At 71.8% G+C, this 15,815-nt stretch carries 14 protein-coding genes; 10 read left to right on the forward strand and 4 right to left on the reverse strand.

Annotation, left to right across the window (positions count from 1 at the left end):
- Positions 1-102: 102 nt before the first annotated feature.
- The 6 genes from moaA to UK12_RS12600 all read left to right on the forward strand — a co-directional run bounded on the left by moaA (position 103) and on the right by UK12_RS12600 (position 5,723).
- The gene (moaA, locus tag UK12_RS12580; protein WP_197084800.1) at positions 103-1,128 is read left to right on the forward strand and encodes a GTP 3',8-cyclase MoaA; all 1,026 of its coding nucleotides are present in this window, start codon (positions 103-105) and stop codon (positions 1,126-1,128) included.
- 84 nt (positions 1,129-1,212) lie between these two features.
- Positions 1,213-1,353 (forward strand): hypothetical protein, encoded by a 141-nt coding sequence (locus tag UK12_RS39625; protein WP_156178686.1) that lies wholly within the window; start codon positions 1,213-1,215, stop codon positions 1,351-1,353.
- 70 nt (positions 1,354-1,423) lie between these two features.
- A complete protein-coding gene (locus tag UK12_RS12585; RefSeq protein WP_082119552.1) occupies positions 1,424-3,790 on the forward strand; it encodes an FdhF/YdeP family oxidoreductase in 2,367 nt (788 codons plus the stop codon).
- Positions 3,791-3,931: 141 nt separating this feature from the next.
- The gene (locus UK12_RS12590; RefSeq protein ID WP_045302979.1) at positions 3,932-4,594 is read left to right on the forward strand and encodes a TetR/AcrR family transcriptional regulator; all 663 of its coding nucleotides are present in this window, start codon (positions 3,932-3,934) and stop codon (positions 4,592-4,594) included.
- 153 nt (positions 4,595-4,747) lie between these two features.
- Positions 4,748-4,942, forward strand: a complete 195-nt coding sequence (locus UK12_RS12595; protein ID WP_045302980.1) for a DUF1918 domain-containing protein — start codon at positions 4,748-4,750, stop codon at positions 4,940-4,942.
- Positions 4,943-4,976: 34 nt separating this feature from the next.
- Positions 4,977-5,723 (forward strand): DedA family protein, encoded by a 747-nt coding sequence (locus tag UK12_RS12600; RefSeq protein ID WP_063838248.1) that lies wholly within the window; start codon positions 4,977-4,979, stop codon positions 5,721-5,723.
- On the opposite strand, the gene UK12_RS12605 is transcribed toward UK12_RS12600, so the two are convergent.
- The 4 genes from UK12_RS12605 to UK12_RS12620 form a co-directional block, all read right to left on the reverse strand.
- Positions 5,684-6,427: a PIG-L deacetylase family protein gene (locus UK12_RS12605; protein ID WP_045302981.1), complete on the reverse strand. Its 744-nt coding sequence runs from the start codon at positions 6,425-6,427 to the stop codon at positions 5,684-5,686. The genes UK12_RS12600 and UK12_RS12605 overlap by 40 nt on opposite strands.
- Before the next feature lie 13 nt (positions 6,428-6,440).
- A complete protein-coding gene (locus UK12_RS12610) occupies positions 6,441-7,097 on the reverse strand; it encodes an NADPH-dependent F420 reductase (protein WP_045302982.1) in 657 nt (218 codons plus the stop codon).
- 129 nt (positions 7,098-7,226) lie between these two features.
- Positions 7,227-9,071: a glutamine--fructose-6-phosphate transaminase (isomerizing) gene (glmS, locus tag UK12_RS12615; protein WP_045302983.1), complete on the reverse strand. Its 1,845-nt coding sequence runs from the start codon at positions 9,069-9,071 to the stop codon at positions 7,227-7,229.
- A 36-nt stretch (positions 9,072-9,107) separates the two neighbouring features.
- Entirely contained in the window at positions 9,108-9,383 is a 276-nt protein-coding gene (locus UK12_RS12620; protein WP_231591170.1) for a hypothetical protein, read from the reverse strand.
- A gap of 157 nt (positions 9,384-9,540) precedes the next feature.
- Here UK12_RS12620 and asnB point away from each other — a divergent pair, with 157 nt between their 5' ends.
- The 4 genes from asnB (at position 9,541) to UK12_RS12640 (ending at position 15,735) form a co-directional block, all read left to right on the forward strand.
- Positions 9,541-11,391 carry an asparagine synthase (glutamine-hydrolyzing) gene (gene asnB, locus UK12_RS12625; protein ID WP_045302985.1) on the forward strand — a complete coding sequence of 617 codons (1,851 nt, stop codon included), beginning with the start codon at positions 9,541-9,543 and terminating at the stop codon, positions 11,389-11,391.
- A gap of 190 nt (positions 11,392-11,581) precedes the next feature.
- Positions 11,582-12,661, forward strand: a complete 1,080-nt coding sequence (locus tag UK12_RS12630) for a hypothetical protein (RefSeq protein WP_045302986.1) — start codon at positions 11,582-11,584, stop codon at positions 12,659-12,661.
- 91 nt (positions 12,662-12,752) lie between these two features.
- Positions 12,753-14,237 carry a pyridoxal phosphate-dependent decarboxylase family protein gene (locus UK12_RS12635; RefSeq protein ID WP_045302987.1) on the forward strand — a complete coding sequence of 495 codons (1,485 nt, stop codon included), beginning with the start codon at positions 12,753-12,755 and terminating at the stop codon, positions 14,235-14,237.
- A 106-nt stretch (positions 14,238-14,343) separates the two neighbouring features.
- A complete protein-coding gene (locus UK12_RS12640) occupies positions 14,344-15,735 on the forward strand; it encodes a GNAT family N-acetyltransferase (protein ID WP_045302988.1) in 1,392 nt (463 codons plus the stop codon).
- Positions 15,736-15,815: the final 80 nt, after the last annotated feature.

Consider the following 15,815-nt stretch of genomic DNA (forward strand, 5'->3'; position numbering starts at 1 on the left):
GAGGCGCGGCGGAGATCGCGCACGGAGGTCCCGTCGCACCGAAGCCACTCCAGGTGACCCACGTCGGGCGGGGCGGCGGACACTGGTATTGGCGGGCTGGCGATGGGAGCCCGCCTGGAGGTGAGCGCCGTGCTGCTGGACACGTTCGGGCGCCGCGCCGTCGATCTGCGGGTCTCACTGACCGACCGCTGCAATCTGCGGTGCACCTACTGCATGCCCGAGCAGGGGCTCAGCTGGCTGGCCAAACCCACGCTGCTGACCGACGAGGAGATCGTCAGGCTGGTCCGGATCGCCGTCACCCGGCTGGGCGTCAGGGAGGTGCGGTTCACCGGCGGTGAGCCGCTGCTGCGGCCGGGGCTGGTGGGAATCGTCGGGGCGTGCGCCGCGCTAGATCCCCGGCCCGAGCTCTCGCTCACCACCAACGGCATCGGCCTCGCCCGTACCGCGTCGGCCCTGCGCGAGGCCGGCCTCGACCGGATCAACGTCTCGCTGGACACCCTCGATCCGGAGACGTTCCAGCAGCTCTCCCGCCGCAACCGTCACCACGAGGTGCTCGCCGGTCTCGACGCGGCCCGCACGACGGGACTGGCGCCGATCAAGGTGAACACCGTGCTGATGCGCGGCATCAACGACCACGAGGCGCCCGAACTGCTCGCCTGGTGCCTCGATCGCGGCTACGAGCAGCGGTTCATCGAGCAGATGCCGCTGGATCCGCAGCACGGCTGGGACCGCGCCACCATGGTCACCGCCCAGGAGATCCTGGACCGCCTCCGGACCCGCTTCACGCTCACCCCGGAGCCGGCCGAGCGGCGCGGCTCCGCGCCGGCCGAACGCTGGCTGGTGGACGGCGGACCGGCCCGGGTCGGCGTGATCGCCAGCGTGACCCGGCCGTTCTGCCGCGCCTGCGACCGTACCCGCCTCACCGCGGACGGGCAGGTCCGCACCTGCCTGTTCGCCACTGAGGAGACCGACCTGCGCGCGGCACTGCGCGAGGGCGACGACGAGACGACGGACGCGCGGATCGCCGAGCTGTGGCGCACGGCCATGTGGGGCAAGAAGGCCGGAGGGGGCATCGGCGATCCGACCTTCCGGCAACCGGACCGGCCGATGTCCGCGATCGGTGGATAGGCCGCTCGGTGACGGCCGGCGGCGCCCGAAAACAGCCCTGATATGCGAGGTGGGTCACGCCGGACGGGCTGGCGGGGGCGGAAGATGGGAACGGTAACGCAGCTCCTGCTGTTCCTCGGACTGTTCGCGATCGACTTCAGCGACTTCTTCTCCGCCACCGGGACCAGGCTGGGTGAGCGCGCTCTCGGGCTCACCCACCTCGCCACCGGCGGCCGGCTGATGTAGCTGGCACACGCGGTGGCGGTCGACCTCTCGCTCGGCTACCACTGGCCCGTCCGGCAACGAAGAGGCGGTCATGGCCAGGAAACCCACCAGAGCGCCCGACCCGCACGAGCCGGCGGGCGCACCGCCCGCTTCGGGCCCGGCCACACCAGGCCCACCCGCCGCGGGCCCTGCCGCAGCGGGCCCGAGGAAGTCGAGCGTCGGAGTTCACAGCATCGCCGAGTCGGCCCGGTACTCCATGACGGAGATGGGGCCGAAGCGGAGCCTGCAGAGCCTGCTCGCGCTCAACCAGGTCCACGGCTTCGACTGCCCGAGCTGCGCCTGGGCCGATCCCGATCCGGACCACCGCAAGACCGCGGAGTTCTGCGAGAACGGTGCCAAGGCCGTGGCCTGGGAGGCCACCCGCAAGCGCGTCGATGCGGAGTTCTTCGCCGCACACTCGATCGCCGACCTGAGGGAGCGGGACGGACACTGGCTGGAGGCACAGGGCCGGCTGACCGAACCGATGCACCTGGCACCCGGGGCGACCCACTACACGCCCATCAGCTGGCAGGAGGCACTCGCTCTCACCGCCGACCGGCTGCGCGGCCTGGCCGACCCGAACCGCGCCGTCTTCTACACGAGCGGCCGGACCAGCAACGAGGCGGCGTTCCTGTACCAGTTGCTGGCCCGCAGCCTCGGCACCAACAACCTGCCGGACTGCTCGAACATGTGCCACGAGTCGAGTGGCGCGGCGCTGGCGGAGACCATCGGCATCGGGAAGGGCGTGGTGACCCTCGACGACATCACCGACTACGCCGATCTGATCATCATCGTGGGCCAGAACCCCGGCACCTGCCACCCCCGCATGCTCACCGCGCTGGAGCAGGCCAAGCGCCGCGGCGCGCGCATCATCGCCGCCAACCCGCTGCCGGAGGCCGGCTTCGGCCGCTTCCACAACCCGCAGACCGCCCGCGGCCTGGTCGGCCCGGGCACCCAACTCGCCGACCGCTACCTCCCGGTACGCATCAACGGCGACCTCGCCCTGTTCGCCGGCCTGAACCGCGCCCTCATCGACCGGGAGGACGCCTGGCCCGGCAGCGTCCTCGACCACGAGTTCATCGACCGCTACTGTGACGGCTTCGAAGCGGCCGCAGCCGCCTGGCGCGCACTGGACTGGACGCGGATCGAGGCCATGAGCGGCCTGTCCCGACGCCGGATCGAGGACTGCGCGGCCGAGGCGTACCGGGCGGACAGCACCGTCGTCTGCTGGGCGATGGGACTGACCCAGCACCGCAACGCGGTCGCCACCATCCGCGAGATCGTCGACTTCCTGCTGCTGCGCGGCAACATCGGCCGCCCCGGAGCGGGCCCGGCACCGATCCGCGGGCACAGCAACGTCCAGGGCGACCGCACCATGGGCATCTGGGAGAAGATGCCGGACGCCTTCCTGGACCGGCTGCGCGACGAGTTCGGCTTCGATCCTCCCCGCGCCCACGGCCTGGACACCGTCGACTCGATCCGGGCGATGCGCGACGGCCGCGTCGACGTCTTCTTCGCCCTCGGCGGCAACTTCGTCGCGGCCACACCCGACACCGAGGTCACCGAGGCCGCGATGGCGAACTGCGCCCTGACCGTCCACGTGGCCACCAAGCTGAACCGCTCCCACCTGTGCCACGGCGGGCAGGCACTGCTGCTGCCGTGTCTCGGCCGTACCGAGCGGGACCGGCAGGCCGGCGGCGAGCAGTTCGTCACGGTCGAGGACACCATGGCCATGGTGCACGCCTCCCGCGGACGGCTGCTGCCCGGATCGCCGCACCTGCGCAGCGAGGTCGCGATCATCGCCGACCTCGGCTACCAGCTCTTCGGCGACGGCCTCGGCTGGCGGGCGATGCGCGACGACTACGCGGTGATCCGCCGCCATATCGAGCACGTCGTCCCCGGCTTCCACGCCTTCGAGCAACGCGCCCGGCAGCCCGGCGGCTTCATGCTGCCCCGGGGCCCGCACGACTCGCGCACCTTCAACACGCCGACCGGCAGGGCCCGTTTCACGGTCAACCCGCCCACCTCGGTCGAAGTCCCGCCAGGGCACCTGCTGTTGACCACGGTCCGCTCGCACGACCAGTTCAACACCACGGTCTACGGCCTGGACGACCGCTACCGCGGTATCAAGGGCGGACGGCGGGTGGTCTTCCTCAACGAGGACGACCTCCTGGCCCTCCACCTGCGGGACGGCGACCTGGTGGACCTGGTCAGCGTGTACCCCGACGGCGAGCGCCGCGCGAGCGGCTTCCGTGCCGTCCGCTACCCGATCCCACGCGGTTGCGCCGCCGCGTACTACCCCGAGACCAACGTGCTGGTCCCGCTGGACTCGACGGCCGAGGGCAGCAACACCCCGGCCTCGAAGTCCATCGTGATCCGCATCGAGGCCACCGACCGCACACCGGCCGGCACGTCCTGAGCGGGTGGCCGGTGCACCGGCGGGTGGCGCGAGGCGGCTGCCCTGCGTCATTCGACCGCTCCCCGGCAGCGAATCACCAACATGAGCCCACCTCATGTCAGTGATTCGCGCGCGGAATGCCGGATACGGCACAGTAGGTCCATGAAGGCGCAGACGAACGGTCAGCAACGGACCGGAGCAGGCGTGGCGGCGCGGCGCCGGCCGGTGCAGCAGCGCAGCCTCGAACGGTACGAGCGACTCCTCGACAACTGCGCGAACCTGCTGGACGAGGTCGGCTCCGGAGCACTCACCACCAAGGAGGTGGCGCAGCGCGCCCAGGTGCCGATCGGCACCCTCTACCAGTTCTTCTCCGGCAAGGAGAGCCTGCTCGCCGCGCTCGCCGAACGGAACCTGGACCGCTTCCTCGACCGCCTCGCCCGCCGCCTGGACGCCGAGTCGCCCCAGGGCGTGGCCGGTTTCGTCGACCTGGCCGTCGAGGAGTTCGTCGCGATGAAACGCGCCGTCCCGGGCTTCTGCCACGTCGACTTCGGCCTGGTCGAGCAGCTCCCCGAGGGGGTCGAGGACGACCTCCACCTGCTGGACGCCGACCTCGACAACAACGCCGCCGTGGCGCTGCGCCTGCAGACCCTGGCCGGCGGGCTCTTCGACACCCCGGGCTTCCCCGTCGCCCTGCGGGTGGCCATGGAGTGCGCCGACGCCGTGCTCAAGCTGGCCTTCCGCAACGACCCGGACGGCGATCCGGCCCTGATCGCCGAGACCAAGCGGCTGCTCCGCTGCTACCTGGCCGACCACCTGCCCGGCTGACCGGACCGGGTGCGGCCGCGGACTCGGCACGGCACGGCACGGCATTGCGGCTGTCCGGATCACGCCGCACAGTGGAAGACGGGACGGCTTCCTGTCCAGCTGCGGCAGCGCGGTCGCCCGCCCGTACAGCCCGCACTCCGTGAGGAGCAGATCATGCAAGCCGAGATAGGTGACCAGCTCCACATCCACAGCAGGTCCGTCGGAATGACGGATCAGAAGGGCGAGATCATCGAGGTGCGCGGAACCGACGGCGAACCCCCGTACGTGGTTCGCTTCGAGGACGGTCACACGGGCCTGATCTACCCGGGCCCCGACTGCAACATCGAGCACCGGGAAGCACTCCGGTAACCACGACCGAGCCCGCGGCCGGGAGCATCGGACCATGCCGGAGCCGCCCCTTCCGGGCCCCCTGGCCCACCTGGCTCCGCTGCTGGACAGCTACGGCTATCCGGCTGTCGGAGCCCTGGTCTTCCTGGACAACTGCGCGGTCCCGGTACCGGGCCAGACCATCCTGGTGCTGGCCGCCGTCTATGCGGGCACCGGGCGGCTGAGCATCGTGGGGGTGGCCGTGGTCGCCGCCTGCGCCGCCGTCGCCGGGAACTGCCTGGGCTATCTGATCGGCCGCACCGGCGGCCTGGCCCTGCTCCACCGCTGGGGCCGCTACGTGATGCTCACCGAGGAGCGGCTGGCCAAGGCCGACCGCTTCTTCGGCGTGCACGGGCCCAAGGTGGTCGTGGTGGCCCGTTTCATCGACGGACTGCGGCAGACCAGCGGCATCATCTCGGGCGCCGCCGAACTGCCCTTCCGCCGCTTCATCGTCGCCGACGTGATCGGCACCCTGCTCTGGGTCGGCCTCTGGTCCTCGATCGGCTACGCCGCGGGGTCCGACATCGGCGCGCTCTACGCCCAGACGCTGCGCTACCAGGTCGTCGTCCTGATCGCCCTCGCGGTCGCGGTCCTCGCACTGGTGGCCCTGAAGCTGCTGCGCCGCCGCCGTCGGCCCGGTGACCGGGACGGACGGGACGACGGCGACAGCGACAGCGACAGCGACAGCGACGATGATGGCGACGGCGACGACCCGCGGCCTGCTCAGGGGCGCAGCGAGATCACCTCGAACGGCGACGCGTAGGTCACGCCCAGCCGGCTGCCGGCGGCCCGGCTGGCCTCCTCCAGGAAGGTGTCGGGGTCGGCCATACCGCCGCCGAGCCCGTCCAGGTACGCCTTGTGGGCCTTGAGCGAGGCGATGCCCCGGTCGAGGAAGCCGGTGGTGTCCACCGCGTGCCGGGCCTCCGGCGAGGCGGCGGCCCAGACCTCGCGGACCCCGTTCCACGGCGCCAGGCCCTCGTCGCCCAGTTCGGTGAAGATCCAGCGGTTGCCCGCGTCCCGGACACCGTCCAGGGTGGCCCGGCCGACGGCGATGTGGTCGGCCTGGTTGGGGACGTTGCCGCCGTAGCTGTCCCGGAAGTTGGTGGTTATCACGATGTCCGGGCGGTACTTGCGGACCACACGGGCGATGTCGCGGCGCAGCGCGATCCCGTACTCGACCACGCCGTCGGGGTGGCCGAGGAAGTCCACGTCGTCCACGCCGACCAGGGCGGCGGAGGCGATCTGCTCGGCCTCGCGCAGCGGGCGGCACTCCTCGGGCGTGAGCGAGTCGATGCCCGCCTCACCGCTGGTGACCATGACATAGCCGATCCGCTTGCCCTGGGAGGTCCAGCGGGCGATGGCCGCCGCGGCGCCGTACTCCATGTCGTCGGGGTGCGCCACCACGGCCAGGGCGCTCTGCCAGTCCTCGCGGAGGGGCTGGTAGGGGGGAAGCGACTGCTCACTCATGCTGCGGCTGGCCTCATTCGGCGATCTTGAAGGAGTAGTTGAAGTCGGTGTGGCCGACGTGGCGCATCATGTTCAGCCAGAACGGCATCAGCATCTCGGTGGACCTGGCGGCCGAGATCCCACCGAGGTCGACGATGACCTCGGCGGGCCAGCCGAACTCGCCCAGCAGCTCCCTGACCCGGGCCTTGGCCTCGGGGTCCTCCCCGGCGATGAAGAGGTTGTGCGCGCCGGGCACCCGGCCGGGGTCGACCATCAGCGGTGCGCTGAGGGTGTTGAGCGCCTTCACCACCGCGGTGTCCGGGAACTCCCGCTGGATCTGCTCGCCGAGGCTGTCGCTGTTGACGGGGTCGAGGGTGACCTCTCCGTCGGGCGCGAAGACCAGCGGGTTGGAGACGTCGATGAGGACCTTGCCGGCCAGCCGGTCGGCCCCGGCCAGGCGCAGTGCCTGGAGCGAGACCGTACCGGCCGTGGCGTTGATGACCAGCTCACCGAAGTCGGCGGCGTCCGCGAAGGTCCCGGCGTGCCCGTAGGGGCCGGCCTGGTGGGCCCACTCGGTGGCCGCCGCGTTGTCCCTGCTGCGCGAGCCGAGGGTGACCCGGTGTCCCAGCGAGACCAGTTTGGCCGCGAGGGTACGGGCGACGGCGCCTGTGCCGATGATCCCGATCCGCATGGTCCGTCTCCCGTTCCGGTCGCCCCGGGCACGATGCGCCCGCCGCTCACGGTCGAACCATAGCGGCGATCGACCTGACGCGGCATCATCCGGCTGATATGTCGTCAACTCTCCCGCTCCGGCGCGGGGCTACTCCACCGTGACGCTCTTGGCGAGGTTGCGCGGCTTGTCCACGTCGCGCTCCAGGGCGACGGCCGCGTAGTAGGCGAGCAGCTGGAGCGGGATGTTGAGCAGCAGCGGGTCCAACTCGGGCTCGCTCTTGGGGACCACGATGCAGTGGTCGGCGAGCTTGGCCTCGGGGGCGCGGTGGGCGATGGCGAGGATGCGTCCGGAGCGGGCCTTGATCTCACCGAGGGTGGTGAGGTTCTTGTCGAGCAGCTCGTCGTCGGGAACCAGTGCCACGGTGGGCAGTTCGGGGCTGATCAGCGCGAGCGGCCCGTGCTTGAGCTCGCTGGCCGGGTACGCCTCGGCGTGGACGTAGGAGATCTCCTTGAGCTTCTGCGCACCCTCGCGGGCGACCGGGTAGCCGCGCACCCGGCCGATGAACATCATGCCCGCGTTGTCGGCGTACTCGGCGGCCAGCTTGGCCACCAGGTCCTCCTGGCCGAGGATTTCGCGGATCTGGTCCGGCAGGGCCTTGAGGGCGCCCACGATCCGCCGGCCGTCGGCCGGGGAGAGGTCGTGGATCCGGCCGAAGTGGAGGGCGAGCAGCGCGAAGGCGATCACGGTGGAGGTGAAGGCCTTGGTGGAGGCGACCGAGATCTCGGGCCCCGCGTGCAGGTAGATCCCGCCGTCGCACTCGCGGGCGATGGCGCTGCCGACGGTGTTCACCACACCCAGCACCCGGCCGCCCTTGCGCTTGATCTCCTGGACGGCGGCCAGCGTGTCGTAGGTCTCGCCGGACTGGCTGACCGCGACGTAGAGGGTGTCGGCCTCGATGACGGGGTTGCGGTAGCGGAACTCGGAGGCGGGCTCGCTGTGGGCGGGGATCCGGGCCAGCTCCTCGATCAGCTGGGCGCCCATCTCGCCCGCGTAGTAGGCGGATCCGCAGCCGAGGATCTTCACCCGGCGGATCTCGCGCAGCTCGCGGGCGTCCAGGTTGAGGCCGCCGAGGTGGGCGGTGGCGAAGCGCTCGTCCAGGCGGCCGGAGAGGGTGCGCTCGACGGCGGCGGGCTGCTCGTGGATCTCCTTGAGCAGGAAGTGCTCGTAGCCCGCGGTGTCGTAGGAGGCCACCTCCCAGTCGACCGTGGAGGGCTGGTGGGTGGTCGGGCGGGCGTCCTCGGTGAAGGTGCGGAAGCCGTCGGCGCGGACGGTCGCCAGCTCGCCGTCCTCCAGGTGCACGACCTGGCGGGTGTAGCGGACCAGCGCGGCGACGTCGGAGGCGACGAACATCTCCTTCTCCCCTATCCCGAGCACGATCGGGCTGCCGTTGCGGGCGACCACGATCCGGTCGGGCTGGGCGGAGTCGAGGACGGCGATGCCGTAGGTGCCGACCACGTGGCCGAGCGCGGCGCGGACGGCGTCCTCCAGCTCGGTGCCGTCGGCGGCGTGCGCGGCGACCAGGTGGGCCAGCACCTCGGTGTCGGTCTCGGAGCTGAAGGTGACGCCCTCGGCGCCGAGGCGGGCGCGCAGCTCGTCGGCGTTCTCGATGATGCCGTTGTGGACGACGGCGATCCGGCCGCCGTTGTCGACGTGCGGGTGGGCGTTGGCGTCGCTGGGCACGCCGTGGGTGGCCCAGCGGGTGTGGCCGATGCCCGCCGTCCCCTTGCCCCGCTGGTTGGAGAAGAAGTGCGCGGGGACGGCGGCGGCGAGGTCGGCGACCCGGCCCTTGACCTTGCAGACCTTCACGCCGCCGGCCTTGCCGGTGACGGCCACTCCGGCCGAGTCGTAGCCCCGGTACTCCAGTCGCTGCAGGCCCTCCAGCAGGAAGGTGGTCGCATCCTTGGGGCCGATGTAGGCCACGATTCCGCACATGGGTGGTACTCCTCTGTTCGGTGCTGTCGGTACGGCTCAGCCATAGACGATCCGGCGCAGCTGACGGGCCGACAGCTCTGGTGCCGTCACCCGGCGGACGGCCAGCTCGGCGCCGATCCGGGCGAAGATCTTCTCGTTGGTCAAGCCCCGTGCCTGCAGCTCACCGTGGCGGCGGCGGACGTACTCCTCGGTGGACTCGGAGAAGTACGCGAGCACCTCCGCTATCACTCGCGCGGCCTCGCCCGGACCGAGTGGAGTGGTGCGGGTGAGGTGGGCGAGCAGGTCTTCGTGAGGGTGCGGTGAGGCGGACACGAGTGGGGAGCCTATGCGGCCGCCGCCCATGATCCAAGAATCCTGCCCGAAATCGGGCAGATCTGAAGGCATTCGGCGCTCGTCCAAACACTTGAACAGCTCAATATTCGAGCGTAGCGTCAAAATGCGTACACGTAGGGACACCTTGGGAGTTCGCATGTGCGGGATCACAGGCTGGGTCGCGTTCGATCAGGACCTCACCACAGCACGGACCACACTGGACGCGATGACCGCCACCCTGGCCCGCCGAGGACCGGACGCCGGCGGCGTGCACCTGGAGCGGCACGCCGCACTCGGCCACCGCAGGCTCGCAGTGATCGACATCGAGGGCGGCGCGCAGCCGATGACCGTCGAGCAGGACGGCCGGCTGCTCGCCGCCCTCACCTACAGCGGCGAGGTCTACAACTACCTGGAGTTACGGGCCGAGCTGGAGGCCGCCGGCCACCGGTTCCAGACCCGCAGTGACACCGAGGTGGTGCTGCACGCCTACCTCCGGTGGGGCCACGAGTTCGCCGCACGGCTGAACGGCATGTTCGCCTTCGCCCTGTGGGACGCCCGGACCGAGGAGCTGCTGCTGGTCCGCGACCGGATGGGCGTCAAGCCGCTCTACTACCACCGCACCGCCGACGGCGTGCTCTTCGGCTCCGAACTCAAGGCCGTCTTCGCGCACCCCTCGGTGCGGCCCACGGTGGACCTCGACGGGCTGCGGGAACTGCTCGGCATGACCAAGACCCCGGGGCACGCCGTCTACCGGGGCATGGCCGAGGTGGAGCCCGGCCAGGTGATCCGGATCCGCCGCCAGGGCCTGACGGTCCATCGGTACTGGTCGCTGGAGGCCAGGGAGCACACCGACGACCTCGACACCACCGTCTCCACCGTCCGCGCACTGCTGGACGACATCGTGCAGCGGCAGCTGATCTCCGACGTCCCGCTCTGCACCCTGCTCTCCGGCGGTCTGGACTCCAGCGCCGTCACGGCGCTCGCCTCGCTGGCCCTGTCCGCCGCCGGACACGGTCCGGTGCACTCCTTCGCCGTCGACTTCGTCGGGCAGAGCGAGAACTTCCACGCCGACGCCTTCCGCGCCACGCCCGACAGCCCGTACGCGAGAATGGTCGCCGAGTACGTCGGCGCCGACCACCGCACCATCGAGCTGGACAGCGCCTCCCTCACCGACCTGGTGCACCGCGACGCGGTGCTGCGCGCCCGCGACCTGCCGGTCGGCTTCGGCGACATGGACACCTCACTGCTGCTGCTCTTCCGGGCGGTCCGGCAGCACTCCACCGTGGCACTCTCCGGCGAGTCGGCGGACGAGCTCTTCGGCGGCTACCCCTGGTTCCACGACCCGGCGGCCGTCGCGGCCGACGAGTATCCCTGGGTGGCCACGATGGCCGAGATCACCGGCCCCTCGGCCCGGCGCGGCGACGGGCTGCTCGCCCCCGACCTGCGCGCCCGGCTGGACCTGGACTCCTACCGGGCCCAGCGCTACCGCGAGGCCCTGGCCGAGGTACCGCACCTGGAGGCCGCCGACCCGTTCGAGCGGCGGATGCGGGAGATCAGCTACCTCAACCTGACCCGCTTCGTGCGCATCCTGCTGGACCGCAAGGACCGGATGAGCATGGCCAACGGCCTGGAGGTCCGGGTTCCGTTCTGCGACCACCGGCTGGTGCAGTACGTCTTCAACACCCCCTGGGCGATGAAGAGCTTCGACGGACGGGAGAAGAGCCTGCTGCGCGCCGCCGTCCGGAACACCCTGCCCGCCGCGGTGGCCGACCGGGTCAAGAGCCCGTACCCGAGCACCCAGGACCCGGACTACCCGCTCGGCCTGCGGACCGAGCTCGCCGAGGCCACGGCCGACCCGAAGGCGCCCGTCCACGCGCTGCTCGACCCCGCCGCCCTGGCCGACGCGCTCCGTCCGGACAGCGACCCGCAGGCCAACCGGGCCGCCACCGAGCTCGCCCTGGACCTGAACGCCTGGCTGCGCGGCTACGAGGTGTCACTGGAGCTCTGAACCCCGGGTGACCGAGCCCGGGCCCGCTCGTTGACCGGAGCGGCCGCGCAGTACGGCGGGGTCGGCACCCGGCCCCTGGCGGCGGTGCGGTCGCTCCACCCGAACAGCTCTCACACCCGGCTGTCCTCCGGCCGATACCTCCAGGATGGGAACAGATCCTGGCCGAAGCGATCCGCCGGAGGACAAGCGCATGCAACCGCGAATCTTCGCGATCATCACGGCCGCCCTGCTGGGGACACTCGGCCTGGGAGCGGCCGCCGTCACCCAGTGGGCTCCCACCGTCGCACCGGCCGCCGCCCCCGGACCGCCCGCCGCCGCGTCGCCCACGCCCACCGGCGACCCCGCGGTGTGGACCCGCAGCACCCTGCGCAACAAGCTGATGGCCGAGATGGACGCCACCGATCCCGGCGTGGCGCTGGCCGACCTGGACAAGATCACCAAGAACTCCCCGTACACCGTGCGGTTCTGCCACCCGATCGCGCACGAGCTCGGCCACGCCGCCGTCAAGCGCTACCACGAGGACTTCCAGAAGGTCATCTCCTTCCCCCACGAGACCTGCGCCGCCGGGTACCTGCACGGCGCCGTGGAGGAGATGCTCGCCAACTCCAAGAGCCCGGAGGAGGACATCCTCACCCTCTGCGCCCCCGCCAACAAGGGCCCCTGCATCCACGGCGTCGGCCACGGGATCATGTTCGTCACCAAGCAGGACATCCCCTCCGCCCGGGCGCTGTGCAGCAAGTTCCCCACCGACTCCAAGCGGATCACCTGCTCGGAGGGCCTGTTCATGCAGCTCTTCGCGCCGGACGAGGAGGACGAGAACGCCAAGGCCAACCTCCCCGCCGACAAGATCGCCAAGGAGCCGCTCTACCCCTGCCCGGAGCAGCCCGCCCTCTTCCAGTCCGCCTGCTACTTCTACGCGCCGACCCTCTACCTCAGCTCGCACGACTGGCAGAACCACCCCGAGGTCTTCGCCGCGGCCCTCAAGTGGTGCCTGAACGGCCAGGCCACCGGCGGCGCGAACGACTGCAGCCGGGGCGTCGGCTCACGCACCATGAAGTACAACCTGGACCGCGAGGACTGGGCCGCCCAGCAGTGCGCCACCGCCGCCGACGCCTGGCAGCGCAAAGCCTGCGCCGAGGGCCTGATGAGTTACTACACCGTCAACTACACCGACGGCGGTGCGGCCGGGCGGCTCTGCAAGAAGATCACCAACCCGGAGATCGCCGGCTACTGCCGCAGCGCGGGCGGCCTGTCCAGCACCCTGGACTGACCCCTCGACCACGGCCGTACGAGTCGTATGATCTGCGCAGCCAGGTGCGCCAAGGACGCCGCGCCCCAGTCCCACCTGCTGGAGCAGCACCATGAGCGACGCCTCTCCCGGCTCCCCCGACTCGGTCTCCGCGCCCGGCTCGCCCGACGACTTCCGAAGCGCTGCCCGCGCCACCGCCGACCTGGTCGCCGACTACCTCGACGCACTGCCCGAGCGACCGGTCTGGCAGCCGATGGACCCGGCCGAGCGGGCAGCGCTGCTCGACGCGCCGCTGCCCACCGAAGGCCGCCCGCTCACCGAGCTGCTGGAGCTGATCGGCACCAAGGTGATGCCCGCCCCGATGGGCAACGGCCACCCCCGCTTCTTCGGCTGGGTCAACTCCGCCCCCGCGCCCGCCGGGGTGCTCGCCACCCTGGCCGCCGCCGCGATGAACCCCAGCTCCGCCGGGGGCGACCACGCCGACGTCCACCTGGAGCGCGCCGTGGTCCGCTGGATCGCCGAGCTGGTCGGCTTCCCCCACCCTCCCGGCGGCGGCATCCTCACCTCCGGCACCTCGATGGCCACCATCCTGTGCCTCGCCGCCGCACGGAACCGCGCCGCCCGGCTGGCGGGGTGCGATCTGCGCGAAGCGGGCCTGGCCGGTCTGCCCCCGCTGGTCGGCTACGCCACCGCGGAGACCCACTCCTGTGTCCGGAAGGCCGTCGAACTGCTCGGCCTCGGCAGCCGCAACCTGCGCACCGTCGCCACCGGTCCGGACGGCCGGCTCGACCTGGCCGCGCTGCGCACCGCCGTCGCCGAGGACCGCGCCGCCGGGCGGCTGCCCTTCCTGGTGGTCGCCTCCGCCGGAACCGTCGGCACCGGCACCGTCGACCCCTTCGAGCCGATCGCCGACCTCTGCGCCGAGGAACGGCTCTGGCTGCACGTGGACGGCGCGTACGGCGCCTTCGGCGCGCTCGACCCCGCCATCGCCCACCGCTACGCCGGGATGGCGCGGGCCGACTCGCTCGCGCTCGACCCGCACAAGTGGCTCGGCGTGCCGGTGGACTGCGGCTGCGCCCTGGTCCGGCACACCGAGGAACTGCGCGGCACCTTCAGCCTGGTGCCCTCCTACCTGCGCGACGAGGCGGCGGGCGAGCTCGGCTGGTTCTCCGAGTACGGGATGGAGCAGACCCGGCCGTTCCGCTCGCTCAAGGTCTGGGCCACCATCGCCCACCGGGGGCGGGCCGGGATCACCGCCGACATCGCCCGCTGCACCGCGCTCGCCCGGCGGCTCGGCGAGCTGGTCGAGGCCGACCCGCAACTGGAGCTGCTCGCGCCCGTGGAGACCTCCATCGTCGCCTTCCGGTACCGCCCGGCCGGTGCCGACGAGCAGCTGGTGGACGCGGTCAACCGGGAGCTGCCGACGGCCGTCCAGCTGCGCGGCCGGGCCTTCGTCACCGGCGCGGTGTACCAGGGCCGCGAGATGCTGCGGGCCTGTCTGCTGAACGCCGCCACCACCGAGCACGACCTGGCCGTCCTGCTGGACGAAGTACGCTCTGCGGCAGCAGAACTGACGGAACGTCGGATGATCCGCTGAGCGGACTCCGACGGTTCGCAAAACCGCCCGCCGGCGGGCGGAGACATTTACCGGCAGGTCACGGGGGGTTCGTGATCGTGAAACACCGGCGGGACAGCATGACCGCATGGACACCTCGGCAGTTCCGGCCCACCGGCCCACCGCGCCCTCCCGCGCCCAGCGCCGCACCGCCCGCACGCACCGCTGGCGCCGGGACACCACGGAACTCGCGGCGGTCTTCACCGCCTGTGCCGTAGCCGACCTGGTCGCCAACGTGGTGGTGCACGGGCACGACGGACCGGTGCTGCTGCTCGGCTCGGCCGCTGCGCTGCTCGTCACCACGGCGTGCCACGCCTGGTGGGCGCACCGGCACCCGCACGCGCCGACCGCGCCCGATCCCGGCGCACCGCCTGGGGAGGCGGAGGTGACCGGACCGCTGAAGGACTTCGAGCAGACGGCGCTCTGGCGGGTCCGTACCACCGTCCCCGACTCCCCCGGCAGCCTGGCCCGGGTGAGCACGGCGCTGGCCGGCCTCGGGGTGAACATCGTCTCGATGCAGGCCCACCCGCTGCCCGACGCCACGGTGGACGAGTTCCTGGTCCGCGCACCGCGCACGCTGGCCCGTACCGAGCTGGCCGCCGCGCTCGCCGCCGCCGGGGGCCGGGACATCTGGACCGATCCGGCCGACGCGCACGACCTGGTGGACGTGCCCGCCCACGTACTGGCGCTCGCCACCCGGACCGCGCTGGACGCCGCCGAGCTGCCCGTCGCGCTGCGGCAGCTGTTCGGCCGCTGCACGATCCGGCAGTACCCGGGCGGCGGACGGCAGGCCGCGGCCGGGGTGGACGGCCATGTGATGCGGCTGCCCGCGCCCTCCGGCGATCTGACCGAACTGACCAGGCCGCAGCTGCCGTTCACCCCGACCGAGTTCGCCCGCGCCCAGGCCCTGGTCGAGCTGGACAGCCTGCTCGGCCCGCGGATCCCCAAGGTCGAGGCCCGCCTCAGCCTCCCGGCCGGCACCGACCTGACGGTCCGCCGGGCGGACGCCGACGACAAGGCCGCCGCGCTGGCCATGCACCACCGCTGCTCGAAGGAGGCGCTGCGGCGGCGCTACCACGGCCCGGTGAACGACGCCGACCGGTACCTGGACCACCTGCTCGACCCCCGGCACGGCCAGACCCTGGCGGTGGAGGCCACGGACCGGCGGATCGTCGCACTGGCCCATCTGATGTGGGACGACGACAGCGCCGAGGTGGCCCTGCTGGTCGAGGACGACTGGCAGCGGCGCGGGCTCGGCGTGGACCTGCTGCGGCGGATGGCGGCGCTGGCCCTGGAGGGCAGGGTGCGGACGGTGTACGCCGTCACGCACGCCTCCAACACCGGTCTGATCTCCACCATGCGGAGGCTCGGCGCCCCGCTCGACTACCAGGTCGAGGAGGGCACCCTGGTGATCACCGCTCACCTCACCGAGACCGCCGAGCGACTCCCCACCCCCTGGCCCACCGGCCCGGGCCGCTGAACCCCGGCGCAGACCGGAACCCTTGGCGGCAAACCGGAACTCTCCGGGGCATACCGGAACTCTCAGGGCAAAGGGGCAAC

The sequence above is a fragment of the Saccharothrix sp. ST-888 genome, from assembly GCF_000955975.1.
Classification (GTDB): Bacteria; Actinomycetota; Actinomycetes; order Streptomycetales; family Streptomycetaceae; genus Kitasatospora.